Source organism: Embleya sp. NPDC020630 (assembly GCF_044334985.1).
Lineage (GTDB): Bacteria > Actinomycetota > Actinomycetes > Streptomycetales > Streptomycetaceae > Embleya.
On sequence record NZ_JBIRUB010000002.1, the window covers coordinates 985,792 to 1,007,945 of the forward strand.

The 22,154-nt window shown below is 71.0% G+C and carries 17 protein-coding genes; 8 read left to right on the forward strand and 9 right to left on the reverse strand.

All coding sequences use genetic code 11. The features are described 5' to 3' along the window. Positions 1–30: 30 nt before the first annotated feature. From ACH4XV_RS10480 to ACH4XV_RS10490, 3 genes are all read right to left on the reverse strand, one after another. Positions 31–1,026, reverse strand: coding sequence for an N-acetylmuramoyl-L-alanine amidase (locus ACH4XV_RS10480; protein WP_395788680.1), 996 nt, complete (start codon positions 1,024–1,026; stop codon positions 31–33). Positions 1,027–1,129: 103 nt separating this feature from the next. Then, complete coding sequence (locus tag ACH4XV_RS10485; protein ID WP_395788314.1) at positions 1,130–2,467, reverse strand: hypothetical protein; 1,338 nt, start codon at positions 2,465–2,467, stop codon at positions 1,130–1,132. A gap of 203 nt (positions 2,468–2,670) precedes the next feature. After that, positions 2,671–3,309, reverse strand: a complete 639-nt coding sequence (locus tag ACH4XV_RS10490; RefSeq protein ID WP_395788316.1) for a class I SAM-dependent methyltransferase — start codon at positions 3,307–3,309, stop codon at positions 2,671–2,673. Between the two features lie 195 nt (positions 3,310–3,504). On the opposite strand from ACH4XV_RS10490, the gene ACH4XV_RS10495 reads away from it, so the two are divergent. After that, positions 3,505–5,709 carry an acyl-CoA dehydrogenase gene (locus ACH4XV_RS10495; RefSeq protein ID WP_395788318.1) on the forward strand — a complete coding sequence of 735 codons (2,205 nt, stop codon included), beginning with the start codon at positions 3,505–3,507 and terminating at the stop codon, positions 5,707–5,709. A 156-nt stretch (positions 5,710–5,865) separates the two neighbouring features. Beyond that, positions 5,866–7,068, forward strand: coding sequence for a lipid-transfer protein (locus ACH4XV_RS10500; protein WP_078975061.1), 1,203 nt, complete (start codon positions 5,866–5,868; stop codon positions 7,066–7,068). Positions 7,069–7,141: 73 nt separating this feature from the next. On the opposite strand, the gene ACH4XV_RS10505 is transcribed toward ACH4XV_RS10500, so the two are convergent. Continuing rightward, a complete protein-coding gene (locus tag ACH4XV_RS10505; RefSeq protein ID WP_395788320.1) occupies positions 7,142–8,563 on the reverse strand; it encodes an NYN domain-containing protein in 1,422 nt (473 codons plus the stop codon). A 205-nt stretch (positions 8,564–8,768) separates the two neighbouring features. On the opposite strand from ACH4XV_RS10505, the gene ACH4XV_RS10510 reads away from it, so the two are divergent. Both ACH4XV_RS10510 and ACH4XV_RS10515 read left to right on the forward strand, forming a co-directional pair. Beyond that, on the forward strand, positions 8,769–10,460 hold the full coding sequence (locus ACH4XV_RS10510; protein WP_395788322.1) for a long-chain-fatty-acid--CoA ligase: 1,692 nt from the start codon (positions 8,769–8,771) through the stop codon (positions 10,458–10,460). A 2,888-nt stretch (positions 10,461–13,348) separates the two neighbouring features. Beyond that, complete coding sequence (locus ACH4XV_RS10515) at positions 13,349–14,005, forward strand: LysE family translocator (RefSeq protein ID WP_395788324.1); 657 nt, start codon at positions 13,349–13,351, stop codon at positions 14,003–14,005. Between the two features lie 87 nt (positions 14,006–14,092). On the opposite strand, the gene merB is transcribed toward ACH4XV_RS10515, so the two are convergent. The 4 genes from merB to ACH4XV_RS10535 all read right to left on the reverse strand — a co-directional run bounded on the left by merB (position 14,093) and on the right by ACH4XV_RS10535 (position 17,030). After that, positions 14,093–14,743: an organomercurial lyase gene (gene merB, locus ACH4XV_RS10520; RefSeq protein ID WP_379995833.1), complete on the reverse strand. Its 651-nt coding sequence runs from the start codon at positions 14,741–14,743 to the stop codon at positions 14,093–14,095. Beyond that, positions 14,740–15,720, reverse strand: coding sequence for an EamA family transporter RarD (gene rarD, locus ACH4XV_RS10525; RefSeq protein WP_395788326.1), 981 nt, complete (start codon positions 15,718–15,720; stop codon positions 14,740–14,742). The genes merB and rarD overlap by 4 nt, the downstream gene beginning before the upstream one ends. Before the next feature lie 93 nt (positions 15,721–15,813). Continuing rightward, positions 15,814–16,770 carry an SDR family NAD(P)-dependent oxidoreductase gene (locus tag ACH4XV_RS10530; protein WP_395788328.1) on the reverse strand — a complete coding sequence of 319 codons (957 nt, stop codon included), beginning with the start codon at positions 16,768–16,770 and terminating at the stop codon, positions 15,814–15,816. Between the two features lie 5 nt (positions 16,771–16,775). Further along, positions 16,776–17,030, reverse strand: a complete 255-nt coding sequence (locus tag ACH4XV_RS10535; protein ID WP_395788330.1) for a hypothetical protein — start codon at positions 17,028–17,030, stop codon at positions 16,776–16,778. A 188-nt stretch (positions 17,031–17,218) separates the two neighbouring features. Here ACH4XV_RS10535 and ACH4XV_RS10540 point away from each other — a divergent pair, with 188 nt between their 5' ends. The 3 genes from ACH4XV_RS10540 to ACH4XV_RS10550 all read left to right on the forward strand — a co-directional run bounded on the left by ACH4XV_RS10540 (position 17,219) and on the right by ACH4XV_RS10550 (position 19,108). Then, a complete protein-coding gene (locus tag ACH4XV_RS10540; RefSeq protein WP_380031725.1) occupies positions 17,219–17,863 on the forward strand; it encodes a TetR/AcrR family transcriptional regulator in 645 nt (214 codons plus the stop codon). 127 nt (positions 17,864–17,990) lie between these two features. After that, complete coding sequence (locus ACH4XV_RS10545) at positions 17,991–19,004, forward strand: DUF5753 domain-containing protein (protein WP_380031723.1); 1,014 nt, start codon at positions 17,991–17,993, stop codon at positions 19,002–19,004. Then, positions 18,983–19,108: a DUF397 domain-containing protein gene (locus ACH4XV_RS10550; protein ID WP_380031765.1), complete on the forward strand. Its 126-nt coding sequence runs from the start codon at positions 18,983–18,985 to the stop codon at positions 19,106–19,108. Before ACH4XV_RS10545 ends, ACH4XV_RS10550 begins: the two co-directional genes overlap by 22 nt. On the opposite strand, the gene ACH4XV_RS10555 is transcribed toward ACH4XV_RS10550, so the two are convergent. Next, on the reverse strand, positions 19,098–19,334 hold the full coding sequence (locus ACH4XV_RS10555; RefSeq protein ID WP_395788332.1) for a hypothetical protein: 237 nt from the start codon (positions 19,332–19,334) through the stop codon (positions 19,098–19,100). The genes ACH4XV_RS10550 and ACH4XV_RS10555 overlap by 11 nt on opposite strands. A gap of 1,059 nt (positions 19,335–20,393) precedes the next feature. Between ACH4XV_RS10555 and ACH4XV_RS10560 the strand changes: the two genes are divergently transcribed. Beyond that, the gene (locus ACH4XV_RS10560; protein ID WP_395788334.1) at positions 20,394–21,959 is read left to right on the forward strand and encodes an ABC transporter substrate-binding protein; all 1,566 of its coding nucleotides are present in this window, start codon (positions 20,394–20,396) and stop codon (positions 21,957–21,959) included. The last annotated feature ends 195 nt before the right edge of the window (positions 21,960–22,154 follow it).

Consider the following 22,154-nt stretch of genomic DNA (forward strand, 5'->3'; position numbering starts at 1 on the left):
AACGACCCTAGGGGACGGGGGACTCGTGGCTCACGTCCCCTTCAACAGATAGGCCGTGATCCCGGTCGCGATCCCGGACGCGGCGCGCTCGCGCCAGCTCGGGTCGGTGAACTGCGCGGCGTCCGACGCGTTGCGCATGTTGCCGCATTCGATGAACACCTTGGGTCGGGTGGACAGGTTCAGCCCGCCGAGATCGGTACGGGTGACCAGCCCGTCGTCGGTGCCCAGGTAGGTGGCGGGCGAGGTGCCGGTGGCCGCCCGGAACGCCTTGGCGAGCAGGCCGCCGAGGGTGCGCGAGGGCGCCAGGATCGGCGTGGTGTCCACGTTCTTGTCCTTGATCGAGGCGGGCAGGATGACGTGGAAGCCGCGCCCGCCGGCCGGACCGCCGTCGGCGTGGATGGACACCACCGCGTCCGCCTTGGCCGTGTTGCCCCGCGCCGCGCGTTCGTCGACGCACGGCCCCCACGCCTCGCTCTCCCACGTGTACACCACGGTGGCGCCCTGGGCCTCCAGCAGGCGCTTCGCGCGGTGTGCCACGTCGAGGGTGAACTCGGCCTCGGTGTAGCCCTGGTCGGTCTCGGTGCCGGTGGTGTCGCACTCCTTGGTCAGCCCGCCTGCGTACACCTGCTTGTTGATCTCGCGGGAATGGCCGCCGTTGCCCGGATTGTGGCCCGGGTCGAGCATCACCACCCGCCCTGACAGCGGGAGTCCGCCGCCGCCGGCGCGGGGCGGGGGCGGGACGACGGCGGTCGCGGGGGTCTCCGCCGCGGCGGCGGGCGGTGGTTCGCCGGTCGAGGTGGTCGCGTTCGGGGCGGGCGCGCCGTCGGCCGGTGCGGCGTGGGGCGTACTCGGCGGGTCGCTGGCCGCGGTCGCCGACCGCGTGTGGGCGGCCTCGGTGCGCGCCGCGTCGTGCCCGCTCGGCCAGGCCACCGCGATGGTGCCGGCGCCGGCGGCGGCCAGCGCCAGGGCGGCCACGGTCAGGGTGATCCGTCGACGGCGGCGCAGGCGGTCGTGCGCCGTCTCGATCCGGGCCTCCTGCGCGGGCGCGTGGCCGAACGGGTCGGCGGCGGGCGGGTGATGGCGGTAGCGGGGAGCCGGGTCGTCGGGACGGCCGCGATCGTCGCGGCGGTCAGAGGTCAAGTTCACTCCTGGACGTGAGGCCGTAGCGCGAGGCGACGGCGTTCCAGGTCGTCACGAACGACTTCTTCGCGGTGGACGCCTCGGAACTGATCGCGGCTCCCTCGTCGTAGAGCGCCCGGGTGCCCGGACAGCCCGAGTCGGCCGCGGACTGCGCCCACGCGGCGAACGATCGGTCGGCGCGTGCGGAGGCGGTCCACGCGGTGCGCAACGTCGGTGCGGCGGCCTGGAGTTCGGGGGCGGCGTCGAAGAGCATCGTGTCCAACTGGGTGACCAGCTGGTCGCGTTGCGCGGCGGCGTCGAGCAGCGCGGAGCGGGACGCGGCCAGTGACGAGCAGGAGCCGATGTTGTTCACCGCGTCGATCACCGACTGCCGGGACGAACCGCTGCGGGAGAGGAGGGTGTCCAACGCGGCGGCCTGCGTGCGGCCGTCCGGTGTGGGGCTCGCGGGCGGCGGGGTGGTGATCGTGGTCGTGGTCTGTTGGGTCGGCGGCGGGGTCGACGGGACGCCGGGGGGTTGGGCGCCCGCCGCGTTGCCGGAGGGGGAGGGCGAGCCGGCGGTGGATTCCACGCTCGGTGAGCCGTGGGCGGCCGGTTTCTTGTCGTCCTCCGCCCACGGCTTCAGGGCGACCAGGGTGCCGACGGCGGCGATCAGGACGACGGCGGCCACGATGAGTACGAGCGTGCGCTCGAACGAGGGGCCGGGCGGGGTGGGCGAGATCGGGCCGGGGGCCGGCGGGGTGGCGCCGCGGTACCAGTCCGGGGCGGCGGGGACGTCGCGGGCCGGCGGCACGCCGTGGTCGGGCCGGTCGCCCGGGATGCCGTGGACGGGGGTGTGCCCGGGGTCCTGGCGGTACCAGTCCGCGGTCGGCGCCGACGGGTTCGGGGGCATGGGCGCAGGCGGCGCGGGCACCGGCGGCGGGGGGACGGCGGGCGGCTGGGCGGACACCCGGGGCGGGGTGGACACCGGGGGCGGGGCGGAAACCGGCCACCCCGGGGGCGGCGGGCCGGCGGGCATGCCGCGGGCCGCCGCCGGGTTGTCGACGGTGTCCTGCTCGTCGGGCGACACGGGTGGTGCGAGCGGTGAGGGTGGTGTGGGCGGCGGCGTGGCGGGCCGTGCCGGCGGCGTGGCGGCCGGCAGGTGGGCGGTGGGCTCGTGATGCGGACGCGGAGGCGCGCCCGGGTTCACGGCGGTCGGTTCCGCGGTGATCCGGCGGCGCACCCAGCCGCCCACGCCGCCGTTGGCCGTCCGGTCCCAGACCGTCTCGAACCGCTCGCCCTCCGCCGCGGGTTCGCCGGGCCCGTCGTCGTGCTGATGCTGATCGGACATGACCATCCCCCCGCGTCCTTCCGGATGGGCATTGTCCCAGCAAACGCGACCCGCGCGGGACCGGATCGGATTGCTTTCGGGAATCGAATCAGGCTCGATTCGATCTTGACGCCGAACGACGGGGCGGAGGACGCACGGGTCAGCTCCGGAGCACCCCTGTTGCCCCCGGCTCGCTTCCCGTGACCGCCCGCGCGTCGCTCCGGTCAGATTCCGGCCGCCACGCGGCGCAGCACCCGGAGCGAGCCTCGGCCCGGGAGTTCCTCGAACGCGCCGGAGGCGAGTGCGCGTCGGTAGACCCGGTACGGTGCCTGGCCGCCGTCGGCCGGGTTCGGGAACACGTCGTGGATCAGCAGCAGTCCGCCGACCGCGACGTGCGGCGCCCAGCCCTCGTAGTCGCCCTGCGCGTGCTCGTCGGTGTGCCCGCCGTCGATGAACACCAGGCCCACCGGGGTGTTCCACAGCGGGGCGATCGTGCGGCTGTGTCCGACCAGGGCCACCACGTACGGTTCGAGCCCGCTGCGATACAGCGTGCGGCGGAACGTCGGCAGCGTGTCCATCACGCCCAGTTCGGCGTCGACCAGATTCGGGTCGTGGTACTCCCACCCGGGCTGTTGCTCCTCGGAGCCGCGGTGGTGGTCGAGCGTGACCACCACCGTGCCCGCGTCGCGCGCGACCGCGGCGAGCAGGATCGTCGACCGCCCGCAGTACGTGCCCAGTTCGACCAGCGGGCCGACCCGGGCCGCCAGGACCGCCGCGGCGTACAGCGCGTCGCCCTCGTCGGCCGGCATGAATCCGGTGGCGGCCTCGAACGCGGCCCGCACGGCGGGGTCGATGGTGCTCATGTCGGGATCTCCTGGGTCGGACCACGCGGGCCGGGTCGGTACACCGCCGGGCCGCCGTCGGCCGGCCGGACCCCATGCTGCCGCAGCCGCCCCCGCGCCACCGTGTCGGGGGCCACATCGGGGTCCCCAACAATTGAAACGGGTTCTACTATCGCAAGTACTGGACCCAGTCACGGAAGTCATGGAAGGCGCGATATGGCCATCGGCATCACGGAGGAGCACCGCTCCCTGGCGGAATCGGTACGCGGATGGGTGCAACGTGTTGCACCCATCCAGGAGGTGCGCCGGGTGCTCGAGGCGGACGGCGAGGAGCGCCCCGGACACTGGCCGGCCCTCGCCGAGCAGGGCTTGCTCGGGATGCATGTCGCCGAGGAGTTCGGCGGCGCCGGCTACGGCCTGGTCGAGACCGCGGTGGCCCTCGAACAGGCCGGCCTCGGCATGCTCCCCGGCCCGTTCCTGCCCACCGTCCTGGCCTCGGCGCTGCTACAGGCCGACGGCGGCGACGCGGCGAAGGAACTGCTGCCCGGCCTGGTCGACGGCACACTGATCGGCGCGGTCGCGACCGGCCCCGGCACCGTGACGGCCGCCGAGGAGGCGGGCGGGCTGCGGGTGAGCGGAGTGGCCACGCCGATCCTGGGCGGCGCGCTCGCCGACGTGCTGGTGCTGGCGGCCCGCCGAGCCGACGGCGCGGTGGTGTACGTCGCGGTGGACGCGCCGGACGTCGACGTCCGGGCGCTCAAGAGCGTGGACCCGACCCGGCGCAGCGCCGAGGTGACGGTGGACACCGTGGTCCCGGCCACGCGGGTGCTGGCCGGCGTGGATGAGGCCCTGGCCCGCGACCTGGCGGCCGTAGTGATGTCCGCCGAGGCCTGCGGCGTGGCCGCGTGGGCGCTCGACACGGCGACCGAGTACGCCAAGGTGCGCGAGCAGTTCGGCCGCCCCATCGGGCAGTTCCAGGCGATCAAGCACCTGTGCGCGGACATGCTGGTCCGGGTCGAACAGTCGCGCGCGGTCACGTGGGACGCGGCGCGCGCGTACGACGCGGGCTCGGACGCGCCGACCCGGTCGCTGACCGCCGCGATCGCCGCCACGTATGCGATCGAGGCGGCCTTCACCACGACCAAGGACTGCGTACAGATCCTCGGCGGCATCGGCTTCACCTGGGAGCACGACGCGCACATCTACCTGCGCCGGGGGCTGACCCTGCGCCAGTACGCGGGGCCCGCCGCGCAGTGGCGGCTGCGGGTGACCGAGCTGGCGAGCGCCGGCGCGCGCCGGGACCTGGTCCTGGACCTGCCCGAGGAGGCGGAGCGGCTGCGCGACACCGCGCGGGCGATCCTGGCCGAGGTGGCCGGCGAGTCCGGGGCCGAACAGCGCGCGCGGCTCGCCCCGTTGGGCTACGCGGCGCCATACCTGCCCAAGCCGTACGGCATCGGGGCCGGACCGGTCGAGCAGTTGGTGATCCAGCAGGAGATGAAGGCACTCGGCGTGCGGCTGCCGGACATCACCATGGGCAACTGGGTGATCCCGTCGCTGATCGCCTACGGGACGCAGGCCCAGCAGGAGCGGTTCGCGCCGCCGACGCTGCGCGGCGAGATCCAGTGGTGCCAGCTGTTCTCCGAGCCCGGCGCGGGCTCCGACCTGGCCGCGATTTCCACGCGCGCTACCCGGACCGAGGGCGGCTGGCTGATCAACGGCCAGAAGGTGTGGACCTCGCGGGCCCGCGAGTCGCAGTGGGGCATCCTGCTCGCGCGCACCTCGCCGGACAAGCCCAAGCACGAGGGCCTGACGTACTTCATCGTGGACATGGCCTCGGCGGGCCTGGACATCCGTCCGCTCAAGGAGATCAGCGGCCTGGCGATGTTCAACGAGATCTTCCTCGAAGACCTCTTCGTCCCGGACGAGATGGTCGTCGGCGAGGTCGACGGCGGCTGGCAGGTGGCCCGCAACACGCTCGGCAACGAGCGGGTGCACATGGGCGCGGGCAGCTCGTTCGGCGCGGGCATCGCGAATCTGGTCGCGGCGGTGAACGGCCCGGCGGGCGAGTTCGTGGACGGCGGCTTCCGGGAGCGCCTGGGCGCGCTGGTGGCCGAGGCGTCCTCGCTGGCGCTGATCGAGCTGCGCACCACGCTGGCCCGGCTGTCCGGCCTGGAGCCGGGCGCCGGCGCCTCGGTACGCAAGCTCGTCGGCACCCCGCACCAGCAGCGCGAGTCCGAGCTGAGCCTCGAACTGCTCGGCCCGCTGGGCGCGGTGGACGAGGGGGACGGCCAGAAGGCGGCGTTCGGCTTCCTGATGAGCCGCTGCCTGACCATCGCGGGCGGCACCACGCAGGTCCAGCTCAACGTGGTCGGCGAGCGCATCCTCGGGCTGCCCAGGGATCCGCAGCCGAGCGAGAAGTAGGTCCTGCCGTTCGCCGGGCCGTTGCGGGTTCCGCTCTCGTTTCCGGTTTTCGGCTTCCGGTTTCGTTGCCGTCTTCGCTTCGGTTTCCGTTCTCGTTCCTCTTTCCCTTCCGCTTCCCCTTCCCGATCCTGATCCGTTTCCGTAGGAGTTGGCGACATGGCACAAAAGGCGTTCATCGTCGGCGTCGGCATGACCAAATTCGAGAAGCCGGAGAGCCGCGACTGGCAGTACTGGGACATGGTCAAGGAGGCCGGCGGCAAGGCCCTCGCGGACGCGGGCGTCGGCTACGACAAGGTGGAGCAGGCCCCGGTCGGCTACTGCTTCCAGGCGTCCACAGCCGGTCAGCGCGCGGTGTACGAGCTGGGCCTGAGCGGCATCCCGGTCTACAACGTGAACAACAACTGCGCGACCGGCTCCAGCGCGCTGATGATGGCCCGTCAGTTCGTCGCCGGCGGGCTGAACGACTGTGTGCTCGCGATCGGCTTCGAGAAGATGAAGCGCGGCTCGCTCGGCGGGGGCGGCGAGGGCGACTTCTCCACGTCGCCGGTGGCCCGGCACTACAAGATCATGGGCGACGCCCACGGGTTCTCGATGACCGCGCCGCCGACCGCGCAGATCTTCGGCAACGCGGCGCGCGAGCACATGGCCCGCTACGGCACCACCGCCGAGCAGATCGCGCACGTGGGGGTCAAGAACCACCGGCACTCGGTGAACAACCCGTACGCGCAGTTCCAGGTCGAGTACTCGCTCGACGAGGTGCTGGCCGCCAAGGAGATCCACTCGCCGCTCACCCGGCTGCAGTGTTCGCCCACCTCCGACGGCGCCGCCGCGGCGGTCGTGGTCAGCGAGCGCTTCGTGCGCGAACACGGCCTGGAGGAGCAGGCGATCGAGATCCTGGCCCAGTCGATGACCACCGACACCGAGGAGAGCTTCGCCTCGAACAGCTGCATCGACGTGGTCGGCAAGCCGATGTCGGCGGCGGCCGGGCGGCAGGTCTTCGAGCAGTCCGGCCTGGGGATCGAGGACGTCGACGTGATCGAGCTGCACGACTGCTTCTCGATCAACGAGATCCTCACCTACGAGGCGCTGGGCATGTGCGGCGAGGGCGAGGGCGGCAAGCTGGTCGCCGAGGGCGCCACCACGTACGGCGGGCGCTGGGTGGTCAACCCCTCGGGCGGGCTGATCTCCAAGGGCCACCCGCTGGGCGCCACCGGCTTGGCCCAGGCCGCCGAGATCAGCTGGCAGCTGCGCGGCTTGGCGGACGCGCGCCAGGTCGCCGACGCCAAGGTCGGGCTCACCCACAACATCGGGCTCGGCGGCGCCGCGGTGGTCGGGTTGTACCGGCGCGGGCAGTTCTAGCGCGGGCGGCCCCGGTGCGGGCCGCCACTTCGGTCTGGCGGGTGCGCCCTCGGGGTCGCACCCGCCGGACCGGCTATGCGCTGTCGGCGCCGGGGACGGTGGAGAGGTCGGCGGTGGGATCGGCGGCCGCGTGGTCGGCCCCCGCGTGATGCGCGGCCGCGTGGTTCGCGGGCGCGTGGTTGGTGGTAGCGGTACCGAGCAGCCATTCGGCCAGGAGGGCGCGCTCGGTGTCGTTGAGGTAGAGGCGGGCGTTGGCGCACAGCGTCTCGACGTTGCGCAGGAAGGCGACGGCGAGGTCGTCGGCGGAGGCGACCGGGTGTGCGGTGGAGGACCAGTAGCCGGAGTAGACCAGGCCCGTGGTGACGAACGCGATCGCTTTGCGGGCGATGGTCTGCATCCGCTCGGCACAGCGGTCGCGGACCGCGCCCGAGGTCTGGTTGCCCTGGAAGCCGTTCTCGCTGACCTCGGCGTGCAACTCGGCGAAGAGCACGTGGTATTCCTCCGGGGACAGCCGTGGTGCGCCGGTGACCGTGGCCACCCGGTCGATCAGGTCGCGGACCGGCTCGCGCAGGTGGTCCATCCGACCCTGGCCGTTGGGACGAGCCGAGGGCGGCTGATGTCGGGTGCGGTCGTAGATGTACCCGGGTGGGACCCGACTGATCGACAACTTCTCGTCGGTGCCCTGCTCCAGCATCAGTTCGAGCAGTGAGGAGAACGTGGCCGCGCCGCCCCAGCGGGTGCGGGTGACCTGCTCGCGACCGACCTGTTGCAGCACCGAGTGGGCGAGGGTGGCGAGCACGATCGGCTCCTCGGAGCCGTCGAGTTGCTCGCGTACGTGCGCCATCACCTGCTCGCGCACCCCCTCGTCGGCCGGCGCCACGTCGATCTCGTCGCGCAGCGCCCGCTCGATGAACTCCTGGTCGCTGATCACCACGTCGCCCGCGGCGACATACGCCTGGGCGGCCGGACCGCTGGCGATCACCATCGTGCGCCGGTCGTGGCTGCGCAGCCGCAGCAGGACCGGAGTGAAGTCCGCGTCGGCGCTCATGATGATCACCTCGTCGAACCTGGTCGAGTGCTGGAGCGTGTCGAGTACGTCCATCACCATGTGGATGTCGGCACTGTTCTTGCCCCGGCCCGTCAGCGGCGGGCAGTCGATCACGCGAAAGGCCGACCGCGTGAAGAACGCCCGGTAACGGTCGTGCATCACCGGGTTGAGGTAGCAGTTGCGGACGAGCAACGATCGGCGCAGGCCGCGCTCGGTCGCCTCGTTCTCCAACCACTCCAACCACTGGGACGGTTTGCGAGCGAAAATCTCCGCGGACGCGCGGTCCGTCTCCCGCAGCCCGCTGTAAATATTGTCAAAGTCAAGGAAAAGTGCGCTGCGAATTCTGCCTGGTATGCCCGAATCCATACTCATGTCCATGCCTGCCTCCCCCGATGCGTACGGCTTCAATCTGTCCGACGCGTCACGTGCGGGCAAGCGAGGCCACATTCGGTGTGGTTCCGGTCCGGTATCGATCTTGGCCGTCTTCCGATCCGCGCGCACGCGGGTTAGGTTGCGCGAAGCAGAAGCTTGATCGTGCCATGTAGGCGTGTCGTCGGTTTGTCCACCCGGGCATCCATCCACCCATTCATCCGTCAGCCTGTTCGTCCGTCTGTCCGTTCGTTTTGTCTGTCTGTCCGTCAGGAGTCCTGTCGTGTCTGGACGTTGGAGCACCACACTCGACGCACTGCTACGCGAGCGGGCCGGGGATCACAGCGCCGGTCTGCGCGACGAGGACCGGGCGTGGACCTGGGCCGAGGTGGTCGCGGAATCCGCGAGTCGAGCCGCCCTGCTGCGGGCGCTGCGGGTCGAGGGTCGACCGTGGCACATCGGGGTGATGCTGGAGAACGTGCCCGAGTTTCCGCTGCTGCTCGGCGCCGCGGCGCTGTCCGGCGCGGTGATCGTGGGGCTGAACCCGACCCGGGTCGGGACCGAGTTGGCCCGCGACATCGACCACACCGACTGCTCGCTCGTCCTGACCGACGCGGCGCATCTGGAGCAGCTGCGCACCGCCGCGCCGGACTTCCCGGCGGACCGGCTGCTGTGCGTGGACGATCCGGCCTGGGCGCGGGCGTTGGCGCCGTACGCGGGGGTCGAGCCGCCGGTCGAGCGGCCGGGGGTCGAGGACACGTTCATGTTGATCCTGACGTCCGGGACGACCGGGCACCCCAAGGCGGTGATCTGCTCGCAGGGCAAGATCGCCGGGCAGGGGGCGAGCGTGGTGGCCATGGAGCGGTTGGACGGGGCGGACGTGGCCTACTGCGCGATGCCGCTGTTCCACTCCAACGCCGTGGTCACGTGCTGGGCGCCGGCGCTGGCGGCCGGGGCCGAACTGGTGCTGCGGCGGCGGTTCTCCGCATCGGGATTCCTGCCGGACGTGCGGCGGTTCGGGGTCACCTACGCCAACTACGTGGGCAAGCCGCTGTCGTACATCCTGGCCACACCCGAGCGCCCCGACGACGCGGACAACCCGCTGACGCGCGTGTTCGGCAACGAGGGCGGGCCGCAGGACGTCGAGCGCTTCGCCCGACGCTTCGGCTGCACGGTGCGCGACGGGTTCGGCTCGACCGAGGGCGGGTTGTCGTTCAGCCCGGTTCCGGACATGCCGCCGGGCGCGCTGGGCCGGCCGAACGGCGACATCCGGATCCTGAACCCGGACACGCGCGAGCAATGCCCACCGGCCACCTTCGACGCGGCGGGCCGGATGACCAACCCCGAGGCGGCGGTCGGCGAACTGGTCAACGTCGGCGGCGCGGGCACCTTCGAGGGCTACTACAACAACACGGCGGCGACCGCGCAACGCATGCGCGACGGCTGGTACTGGAGCGGCGACCTCGCCTACCGCACCGAGGACGGCCTGATCTACTTCGCCGGCCGCACGGGGGAGTGGCTGCGCGTCGGCGGGGAGAACTTCGGCGCGACGCCGGTCGCCCGAATCCTGTCCCGGCACCCGGACGTGGCGGTGGCGACGGTGTACGGCGTCCCCGACGAGGCGGCGGGCGACCAGGCGATGGCGGCCCTGGTCCTGCGCGAAGGCGCCACCTTCGACCCGGCGGCCTTCGCGGACTGGCTGACGGCCCAACCGGACCTGTCCCGCGCCTGGCACCCGCGCTACATCCGGATCGCCGAAGTACTCCCACAGACCAGCACGAACAAGATCCTCACCAGAGTCCTGACCCGCCAAGCCTGGCACACGGCCCCCGACCCCGTCTGGTGGCGCGACCCCCGAAGCGACACAACCGCCCCATACCGCCCCTTCACCGAATCCGACCGCAAGACCCTGGAATCAGCCTTCACCGCCCGAGGCCGCGCCCACATCCTGTCCCTGATATCGAGAGAGGCCTGACACCCCGAGGCGGCCCGCAGGCGGCCGACGCGGGTCGTGAAGTGGTCCGCCGCCGGCGTGCGGGACTCCAATCCCCGAAGCCCCCGACGAGGCGGCCACGCTGCCCACCGAAGTCCGGCCGGCAACGCCGGGGAGCGCAGGCGCTGAGGCCGAATCCGCCGAGGAGCGCTGGTGAGTGGACCGGCCACCCCCAGCCCCCACGTCGCGCTTCGGTTGCGGATGGCCGGTCCGGGCCCGCTCCGAGCCGCCGACGGGCCGCCGCCGGCGCGCGGGGCTCCGACGCTCCGGCTTCCGGCGAGGCGGGCGTGTTGCTCACCGAAAACCGGCCGGCAGCGACGGAGCGGGTCGGTGGTCGGGCCGGGCTCTCCGGGGGTCTTCCCGGCCGGTCGGGCCCTTCCGGTGGGCGCTGCGCTGTTGGTTGCGGATGGCTGGTGCGGGGCGGGTCCGAGCCGCCGATGGGCCGCCGCCGGCGTGCGGGGCTCCGATACTCCGGCTTCTGGCGAGGCGGGCGTGTTGCTCACCGAAAACGGGCCGGCAGCGGCGGGGAGGGAGGGCGCTCGGGTCGAGTCCGCCGAGGAACCCTCCCGCGTGGGCCGGTCGTTCCGGCGGGCGTCGCGCCTGGGGTCGCGGGTGGCCGGTCCGGGGCCGGTCCGAGTCGGTGATGGGCCGCCGCCGGCGTGCGGGGCTCCAAGACTTGAGACTCTCGACGAGGCTGGTGTGTTGCTCACCGAAAACCGGCCGGCAGCGAGGGAGCGGGAGGGCGGTCAAGTCGGGCCCCCGAGGAACCTTCCTGGGTGGGTTGGGCGTTCCCGGCGGCCGTCGCGCTGTTGGTTCCGGGTGGCCGGTCCGGGGCCGGTCCGAGTCGGTGGTGGGCCGCCGCCGGCGCGCGGGGCTCCAAGACCCCGGGCTCCCGGCGAGTCGAGCGTGTAGCTCGGCAAAGACCGGCCGGCAGCGGCGGGGAGGGAGGGCGCTCGGGTCGAGTCCGCCGAGGAGCCTTCCCGAGCGGGTCGGTCGTTCCCGGCGGGCGTTGCGCCTTGGGTTGCGTGGCTGGTGCGGGGCTGGTCCGAGCCGGTGGTGGGCCGCCGCCGGCGTGCGGGGCTTCGAGACTCTGGGGCCCTGACCAGCCGGGTGCATTGCTTGGCGAAAACCGGCTGGCAGCGGCGGGAGGGTGGGCGGTCGGGTCGAGTCTGGCGGGGCTGCCTTCCTGAGTGGGTTGGGTCGCTTCGGGGTGCGGTGAGTGTGTGGGTGGCGAAGGTTCACGAACTCGGATCGCGTGGTGGGTTGTTGCCCCGGTGTAAGAGAAAACCGCAGGTCGGGACAGGCGGGGGCTGCTTGGGGTGCATCAGGATCCGGTTTTGGCCCCTCTGCCGGGCACTTTTGGTCTTCTGGGCGGTCTCTGTGGGGTCACAGTGTCCGAAGCCGGTTCCGATGGGGCGGATTCGGTGTCCACGCTGGCGTTGAAGGGGCTGGAGCACACGAAACCGGCACTCGGCGCCCGACTTTCCGCGCCAACCCCGCAAAACCGCAGGTCACCGAGGCTCAAAGCGCACAACCATCCTGCCGAGATCCGGTTTTGAACCCCAACCCCTCCCCAGCGCCCCCAAAATGCCCTGACCCGCTCGGGAAGGCTCCTCGGCGGACTCGACCCGAGCGCCCTCCCTCCCCGCCGCTGCCGGCCGGTCTTTGCCGAGCTACACGCTCGACTCGCCGGGAGCCCGGGGTCTTGGAGCCCCGCGCGCCGGCGGCGGCCCACCACCGACTCGGACCGGCCCCGGACCGGCCACCCGCGACCCCAGGCGCGACGCCCGCCGGAACGCCCGGCCCACTCGGGAAGGCTCCTCGGCGGACTCGACCCGAGCGCCCTCCCTCCCCGCCGCTGCCCGCCGGTTTTCGGTGAGCAACACGCCCGTCGCGCCGGGAGCCCGGGGTCTTGGAGCCCCGCACGCCGGCGGCGGCCCATCTCCGACTCGGACCGGCCCCGGACCGGCCACCCGGAACCAACAGCGCAACGGGCGCCGGGAACGCCCGACCCACTCGGGAAGGCTCCCCGGCGGACTCGACCCGAGTGCCCCCCGCCGCTGCCAGCCGGTTTTCGGTGAGCAACACCCTCGTCTCGTCGGGAGTCCGAGGCTTGGAGCCCCGTACGCTGGCGGCGGCCCACGTCCGGCTCAGACAAGCCCCGGACCGGTCACCCGCAACCCGAGGCGCGACGCCGGCCGGGAACGCCCGGCCCACTCGGGAAGGCCTCGGGAGAACCCGACACGAGTACCCTCCCGCTCCGCCGCTGCCGGCCGGTTTTCGCCGACCAAGGTCCACGCCTCGTCGGAAGCCCCAGGTCTTGGAGCCCCGCACGCCGGCGGCGGCCCATCACCGACTCGGACCAGCCCTGTACCGGCGCCCCGCGACCGTAAGCGCGACGCGCGTCGGGACCGGCCGGGCCCACTCGGGAAGCCCCGCCGGGGAGCCCGACCCGACTGCTGCGTTGACCGGGCCCGGGTATCACGACGGCATGTGACGGTGCCCGTACCGGTTGGGCTCGGTGTCCGGTGTGCGCGCGCTCGCCGGCTGCTGCCCGTGGTTGCTGCGTTCTTGTCGATTCCGTTGTGTTGGTGCCGGGCTGTGTTCCTGGCCAGTTCCGGTGTCGGGGTGGGGGATCGGCCTGGATCGCCGAGGCGTGGGGCCTCGCCGACCGGCGGCCGAGATTGTTCAGCGAGTCCTCGGCTTCTCGGCTGCGGGTGCCGAGATGGGCGGTTTGTGGCCCTTGCCGAGCCGCGTGGCGCCGCCCCGGGGCGCCTTGCGGACCTGGCGGCTCCGATTGGTGAGCGGACGACTCGGCTCACGCCCTGTCGTGACTATGCGTCAGCTTCCGGTGCCGGCAGCATGCCTTCATGGATGCCCTCTCACACCTTGCTTCGTTTGCCCTGGTTGCGGGGCTGTTGACGGTTGTGCCGGGACCGGATACCGCGATTGTGTTGCGGGCGGCGCTGGTTCGGGGTAATCGGCACGGGTTCGCGACCGCGCTCGGCATAGGGGCCGGGACCTTGGTTTGGGGTGCGGCTGCGGCAGCCGGTGTCTCTGCGGTGCTGACCACATCTCAGGTTGCGTACACGAGTTTGCGCGTTGTCGGTGCCTGCTACCTGCTTTGGCTTGGTTATGGATTGCTGCGGGCTGCGTGGGTGAATCGCTATACCGAGGTGGACGTCGACGCCGAGGCCGCCTCGGCAGACGGTGGCAAGGCCGCCTCCGGGTTGTGGTCGGCGTGGGGGCGCGGCGTGCTCACTTCGTTGACCAATCCGAAGGTCGGCGTTTTCTATATGGCAATGATCCCGCAGTTCATTCCTTCCGGTGCCCCGCATCTGGCCTTCGGGATACTGCTTGCCCTCGTCCACGACATCGAGGGCATGGTGTGGTTCGCGGCGATCATCCTCGGCGCGAACAGCCTGCGCGCGAGGCTGCGGCGGCCGCGCTTTCGGCGTGCGCTCGATGCGTCGACCGGTACGGTCATCGCCGGCTTCGGTGTCACGCTCGCTGCGGCCGACAACTGACCGTCGGCCGCTCCCCGGTTCCCCGACTGCCCGCCGGCTCTCCGGTTTTCGGTCCTGGCCTCGAGGACGGTCCGGTGTGCGTAGGTGTCACAGGCCCCAGAACCGGCCCTGGAGGCCCACCGAGGTGAAGTATGTGGCTGCCGATGCCGGGTCTCGGCGTTCGTAGCCTCGGTGCATGCGGCCCTCGTACCAGTGTTCGGCCAGGCGCCACAACTTGGTGAGGTCGAGGACGTAGCCCCGGGTCTGGCCGGTGCGGGCGAGCCAGTGGTCCACGCAGCCCTCGTCGCAGAACAGCCGCTGGTTGCCGCACGCGTGCACCACGTCGTCCCACAACATCGTGATCGGGACCAGGAAGTGCGCCACCTCGTCGCCCTTCGGCGGCTCGTCGATGCCCACGTTCCAGGCGAGTGCCCCCTCGCACCCCGGACATCGGGTCGCGACCAGCACCTCCTCGCCGACCAGGTGCGGCACGGCGAAGGAATCCCACGCGCAGCCGCCCCACCACAGCGTGTGCCGGCCCATCACCGAGAAGCCCAACGGCACCGCGCTGAACGGATGCGCCATCACGATCGCGTCGTCGCGCAGCACGATGTGCCGCTGCTCGTGCAGGGCCCTCAAGCCCGCACGCACGGTCGGCTCCGACACGCCCAGCGTCGCCGCCAACTCCGCGTCGGAGGGCGCCCGCCCGGTGTCGGCGAAGCCCCGGTAGACGGCCAGCCGCAACTGTTCGACGCTCACGAGGCCGCCTCCCGCTCAGGCGCGGCCGAGACCGGCAGATCCCGGGGCTCGACGGTGGCCGGGGCCTCGGCCGCCCGCGCGGTGGGCACAACGGCGACCCGCTCGCGCCTGGACTGGCGGATCGCGTCGAAGGTGAGCACCACGAGAGCGATCCACACCAGACCGAACCCCGCCCACCGGGCGGCCGGCATGGGCTCGTGGTTGACCGCCACCCCGATCCCGAACTGGATGATCGGAGCCAGGTATTGCAGCATGCCGATCGAACTGAGCGGCACCGAGTTGGCCGCCACGGCGAAGCACAGCAGCGGGATCACGGTGATCACGCCCGCGCCCATCAGCATCAGCGCCTGTGGTGCCCCCTCGTGCCCGTACGTGCCCTCGCCGATCCAGGCCAACCAGGTCAGGTAGCCGAGCGCGGGCAGGAACATCACCGCCGTCTCGACTGCCAGCGAGTGGGTCGCGGGGAGGTTCATCCGCTTCTTGACGTAGCCGTAGGTGGCGAACGACGCGGCCAACGTGAGCGCGATCCACGGGACCCGGCCGTAGGCCACGATCAGGACCACCACCGCGGCGACCCCCAGCGCCACCGCGGCCCACTGAATCCTGCGCAGGCGCTCGCCGAGGACCACGACACCGATGCCGATCAGTACCAGCGGCGTGATGAAGTAGCCGAGCGAGGTCTCCACGACCTGGTCATGGTTGACGCCGTAGATGTAGGTGCCCCAGTTGATCGAGATCATCACGGCGGCCACCGTCACGGTGATCAACTTGCCCGGGGTGCGGGCCAATTCGCGGATCCACGACCACTGCCGGAGCACCGCGAGCAGGACCAGCATGCACAGCAGCGACCAGGCCATCCGGTGGGCCAGGATCTCTACCGGGCCCGCAGGCTTCAGATGTGGCCAGAAGAGGGGGAACAGGCCCCACATGACGTAGGCCGCCATGCCCAACAGCAAACCGCGACGTTCTGCACCCATGGTGCCGACCGTACTGGCCGAGTGGCCTGCCGTCAGGAGCCAATTCCGAAGAGGTGGACCAGCAGCCGCCGCGCAGGCGGCCGATCCGAGGCATCAGTCGCCCTCGCGGCTCAGCTCCTCCCACCGGGCCACCTCCTCCCGGCGGGCCCGGTCGAACTCGGCGATCATGTCGTAGGCCGCGCCGCCGAGGATGATCCGACGCGGCGGCTCGGCCATGTCGACGATGCGCAGCAACAGGGCGGCCGCCTTCGCCGGGTCGGCGTCCTTCGACTCCCCCCACATTTCCGCCAGTTCGGCGCGCAGCGGCGCGTACACCTCGTTCTCGGTCGTCATGGTCAGGCCCTGGGTGAACAGCGTGGTCTCGTAGCCACCGGGCTGGACCAGGGTCACCTTCACCCCGAAGCCCGCCGCCTCCATGGCCAGTGCACCGGACATGTTGTCGAGGGCGCCCTTGCTCGCGCTGTAGAGACCGGTGGCGGCGAAGCCCACGGCCGAGCCCATCGAGCTGATCTGCACGATGTGGCCCGAACCCTGTTCGCGGAGATAGGGGAGTACGGCCTGGCTCACCCACAGGGCGCCGAAGAAGTTGACGTCGAAGTGGGCGCGGACCTGGGCCTCCGTCACCTCCTCGACCATGCCGATCAGGCTCGCCCCCGCGTTGTTGACGACGATGTCGATTCGCCCGAAGGCCGCCACGGCACGCGCCACGCCACGGAACACCGCGTCGCGGTCGGTGACGTCGAGGGTCAGGAGCCGCAAACGATCCTCGTGCGCGGCGACCAGGTCGGCCAGTGGGGTGACATCCCGCGCGGCCCCGACGACCCGGTCACCGGCGGCCAGCGCGGCTTCGGCGAAGGCACGGCCCAGGCCACGAGAGGCACCGGTGATGAACCAGACGCGGGGCGCGCGGGGGACGGCGGCAGTGGTTGCTTGGCCGGCTGTGGCTGTGGCGGCAGTAGGCGCGGTGGTCATGTGCGTGCTCTCTTCCAGGTGGCTGGGGTCGGTGGGGTCGGCCTGGGTGGGCGGTGTGGATGTTGTGGTTGTCGTCATCGGGTTCACCTGGGTCGGTAGCCGGACGAGGTCGCCGTGCGACGACCGGTCCGAGGGGGTTGGGGGATGCCGACGCGCCGAGCGCGCCGAAGCTGCGGCCGAGGCGGCACGATCGGCCGGGCGGCGTCGGTGGGACTTGCCGCAGCCTCGGCGGCGGTGAGTCGCGGAGCCGGGGCACCCGTGGTCCGCATGTCGAGGATCGAGAACGCGTCGGTGACGTGTTGGGCGAGGGGTGCGCCGGAGAGCCGGGTGCGGAACATGGGTGACAACTCCTTGATCGTGAGACGAGACGTTGCGTCTCGTTTCCTTTCGCTGAAGCATGCATCTTCGGTGTTGGAATGTCAAGACGAGACGTATCGTCTCGCTCGGACTTCGTGAAGCATGTGTGAATCGACGGGCTCTTGTCAAGACGAGACGTATCGTCTCGTTCATGCGGTACAGTGAGTGCATGACCATTGACGACAGCAGTGACCGCAGCGCGGAGGGTGCGCGTGCCGAGGGAGGGTCCGCCGGCAGGCCGAATCCGTCCCGACGCAGCGAACAGTCCCGTCGGGCGATCCTGACCGCCGCCCGCGAACTCGTCTCCGAACTGGGCTTCGCCAAGCTCTCCATCGAGGCGATCGCCGCGCGGGCGGGCGTCGGCAAGCAGACCATCTACCGCTGGTGGGGCTCGAAGGGCGAGGTCGTCTTCGAGGCATTCCTCGCCCTGAGCGATCCGGGGGAGGGCATTGTGTTGCCCGACTCGGGGGATCTCGAGACGGACCTCAAATACCTGATGCGCGAGACCGTCGCGGAGTTCGCCGACCCCGCCTTCGAAGGCCCGATCCGCGCCCTCAATGCCGAGATCATCAACGACCCCAAGCTGGCCAGGCTCTACCACGAAAAAATGGCCGCCCCCGTGGACGAGGCCAAAAAGGAGCGCCTACGCAGCGCCCAACGCGCCGGCCAGCTCGCTCCCGACCTCGATCTCGACCTGGCTCTGGAACTCCTCTACGCCCCCCTGTACCAACGCTGGCTACTCCGCAGCGGCCCCCTGACCCCCGAATACGCCGACAGCCTGGTCGACTTGACCCTCAGGGGCCTCCGCCCCTGACTCGTCGCGGGCGGTACGCGCATCGATGACCCCGATCGCCACTTTTCGCCAGGGCGAAGAATCGAGATTCGGCCAAATGCGCTGATCAAGGTTGTTACCGTGTCTTGGTGGCCATCTTGGGAGCGTCGTGAAGCGCTCGATCAAGCCCGGCAACCCGGCATTCGTTGCCGCCCGGCACCTGCGAAAGTGGTACTCACAGGAGGCTTTTGCCGAAGCGTACGACCGCGTGGCGCGAGCGGAGGGCATCAAGATCTCCATCTCCGTGCGCCAGGTGCGCCGCTGGGAGTCGGCCAACCCTCCTTGGCCGCACCCCGACGCGCGCCGGGTGTTGACCGCGATGTTCGGACTGTCGCCGGAGGACCTGGGTTTCCGAGCGCCCTACGATTTGGCTGCCGTCGAGCGAGCCGCACTGGCTCCGCGTGATGCGAGTCGCATGGAGCGGGAAGACGATGCGGGTTGGCGCAACCTCCTGGATGACATCCCCGAGCGCCTGGGGCAGCTGATCCGGCTGGAGAAGGACGCGATCTCGCTGTGGTCCTACGAGACGTTGATGATCCCCGGATTGCTTCAGTCGCCTGCGTACGCGTTGTCGGCGGCTCAGATGCGTAATCCCACGATTCCCAGTTCGGCCGCGTACGAAAGGGTGCGCATCCGGATGCAGCGGTCGGAACGGTTGATGCGTTCCGGCCGACCTGCCTCATTCATCGTCTCCGAGGCGGCTCTGCACCAGCCGATCGGCGGACTCGCGGTACTCGCCGACCAGATGGGGCATCTCCTGGCGCTGGCTTCGCAGAACCCTCAGGTGTCGATTCAGATGCTTCCGCTCGACGCGGCCTTCGTGGTGCCGTCGCCGTGCCTGCTTTTGGAGATGTCGCCCGGCCGGGTAGTCGCGTGGCTGGAACAACTGACCGGTTCCGTGCTGGTGGAATCCCCCGATGATGTGATGTCCTTCCGGGCAGTCTTCGAGCGCCTGTCCACGACGGCTCTGCCGACCGTGGCTACGCTCGAACGCATCGACGAGCGGAGACGGGCACTATGCACGGCGGTCGAGGTGGCAGCGCACCAGGCTGGCGCACCTCTTCGTACACGGACACCGACAACTGCGTCGAGGTCGCGGTTCTGGGAGCCGTTGTCGGGGTGAGGGACAGCAAGGTCGTGGACTCCCCGGTGCTCGCCGTGCACCCGGCGGCGTGGGCCGGTCTTGTGGAGCGCGCCGGTGAGCGCGTCGTGACGGCTATCCGCTGACCCGCACGCACTGGTTCCCGGTCGTGGGCGCACGCATGGCGCCGAGCGCCGTGGGCGTCCAGTAGTGCTTGCCCTCGGCGTCCTGGGTGGAGGCCGGCGCGATCCTCATGACGTACGCCTTGATCTCCTCGGGCTTTTCCCGGCAACGGGTCAAGAGGAAGTTGAACGCCCCCCGGTAGGCATCGAGGTCCGGACGCCGGGGCGCGCCCGCATCGGCGTCGCGCATGGCGTTACCCAGGTGGTCACCGTGGCGTAGGGCGCGCCCGGTGCCTGCGTGGTGGGCGCCGCCGCGCGGGTCTGCGGCAACGGCGGCGCGTCGGTCACGAGGACGCCGCCACCCGGCAGCGTCGGCGGGCGGGACTGCGCCGCGGACGAGGTCGCGCCGGGCGCCCCACCGCCCGATGAGCCGGTGGACGACACCGGCCGCGTCCTCCTCGACTTCCGTCCGCGGTGCGGATCTCGGTCGACCTTCCGGCTCGCTGCCCGGCCGCCGACCTGCTTCATGGCGTCGGCGCGGCACGGGTCGCAAGGGGTGCCGATGTGGATTGCGTTGCCGCCGTCGCGTCAGGTGCCCGGGGCCGCCTCGATCGGCGTCCGGGCCGTTCCGCTGGGTGCTCCGGTCGTTCCGCCCGTGCTCGGGCCATTCCGCCTTGCGTCCGGGCCGTCCCGACTGGTGTTCCGCCCATGTGGCGAGCCATCGCGCCCCTCGCCCGGGTCGCCCTACCCATGTGGCGAGCGTCCTGCCTGTGTCCGGGGCGTCCCGCCCGTGCGGCGAGCCCCCGCGCCCGCGCCTGTGTTCGTCCCGCGTCGTCGCTGTGCGGCGCGTAGTTTTCGAGGGCTCGGGGCCGGGGCGATGTGGGTGCCTGTCCCGGGTTGCCGGTGGTGATGCTTGTGTGGGCTCCGGGGGTCGAGCGCCAGGAAGTGGAGGGCCGGTTTCGGGGATCGGGCCGCGTCCGGGATCCGGGTGGGGTATTCGTCGAGGGCTGGGCAGGCCGACGGTGCGGAAGGCGTTCGCCCACAGGCCTTGCCCGGTCCGTGGCAGGGGTGGATTGTGCTCCGGGCACAGGGTCCATGATTGCTGACGGAGCGTCACATCGGGTGGTGGAAATTGGGGATTGGGGGTGCGGTACCGTCACGGACGGTGCCGAATTGTTATTTGACGGCCCGTCAGATTTCTCCTTACCGTGGCCGTACATCCACGTCTGGATCAAGGAAAACGACGCCACCCCGCTCCCGGGACGGCGTGCCTTGTGCTTCCCGAACGCAGGAGCGTCCCGTGCGAACCGTGAACTCCACACCCTTCTCAACCCGCCTGCTGCGCCGATCCGGCGTGGTCGCGGGACTCGTCGGCCTGACGCTCGGCGCCACCGCCTGCGGCGGCGACGACGACGCCGGCAGCGGAGCCTCCGGCTCGATGACGGTGCTCATCACCCAGGAGGCCAAGGGCATCGACCCGGTCATGACCACGGTGTCCTCTCTCACCGGCGGCAACCAGGCCGCGGCCGTGTTCGACATGCTTTTCTGGATCAACCCCAAGACCGGCAAGGCGGAACCGCAGATCGCGGAGAGCGCGACCGCCGCCGAGGGCAACTCGGTGTGGACGATCAAGCTCAAGCCGAACGTGAAGTTCTCCGACGGCACCGCCCTGGACGCCGAGGCGGTCAAGTTCAACTGGGAGCGGCACGCCGATCCCGCGAACCGGTCGGTACAGTTCACCGCCGTCAAGGGGATGAAGTTCGAGGCGGTCGACGGGCTGACCGTCAAGGTCACGCTGCCCGCGCCGAACGCCCACTTCGACCTCGTCGTGGCGCACAACCTCGCGTTCATCGGATCGCCCACGGCGATCCGGTCCGACCCGAAGCTGTTCGCGCAAAAGCCGGTCGGCGCAGGCCCGTTCAAGCTCAAGACGTGGATGCGCGACTCGCAGCTCACGTTGGAGCGCAACAACTCGTACTGGGGCCAGGGCAAGCCCGCGCTCAAGGAATTGATCTTCAAGCCGGTGATGGACCAGAAGCAGCGCCTGGCCGCGCTGTCCTCGGGCCAGGCCCAGCTGATGACCACCGCGCACTTCCCGTCCACCGAACAGGCCCGCAAGGACGGCATGACGGTCACGCTCGACCCCAAGAGCGGTGGCTTCATGACCATGTTCGACACGTCCAAGCCGCCGTTCAACGACCCGCGCGCCCGTCGCGCGTTCGCGTTGATCATGAACCCGGACGACCGCAACCAGACGATCCAGGGCTCGCCGACCCAGACCCTCAAGGGCCTGTTCCAGCCCGCGTCGCCGTTCGCGAACCCGGAGGCCGTGTACGCGACCAACAACCGGGTCGAGGCGCAGAAGCTGCTCGACGAACTGGCCGCCGAGGGCAAGTCGTTGAACTTCACGTACACCACCAACAGCAGCGCCAGCGCGCGACTGACCGCCGAGTACTGGCTCACCCAGATCGGCAACATGAAGAACATCACGATGAAGACCGAATTCCTCGAGGGGGCGGCCTACATCCAGAAGGTGATGATCAACAACGACTTCCAGGCCTCGGAGTTCGTGATCACCTTCGACGAACCGGAGCCGGTGCTCTACAACTTCACCCACTCGAAGGGTCCGGAGAACCGCACCAAGTGGAACAACCCCGCGGTGGACAAGGCGCTCGACGACGCCCGCAACAGTGACGACCCGGCGGTGCGCAAGGCCGCGTACCAGACGGTGCAGGCCGAGATCGTCAAGGACGTCCCGTTCTTCGCCTACGAGAAGTCCTTCGCCGCGGCGGTCCAGGGGAAGAGCGCCAAGATCGACGGCCTGTCGCTGTTCGAGGACGGCCTGATCCTGTTCGACCGGATCGCACTCAAGTAGCCCCGCCCGCGGCGGCCGGGCGCGCGGGCGGCCAGGCGGACGGCGGGATCAGGATCGGATGAGCACGGCGTCGGGGGGGGGCCCGGGGGACCCCCCCCCCCCCCCCCCCCCGGGCCCCCCCCCCCCCCCCCCCCCCCCCCCCCCCCCCCCCCCCCCCCCCCCCCCCCCCCCCCCCCCCCCCCCCCCCCCCCCGTA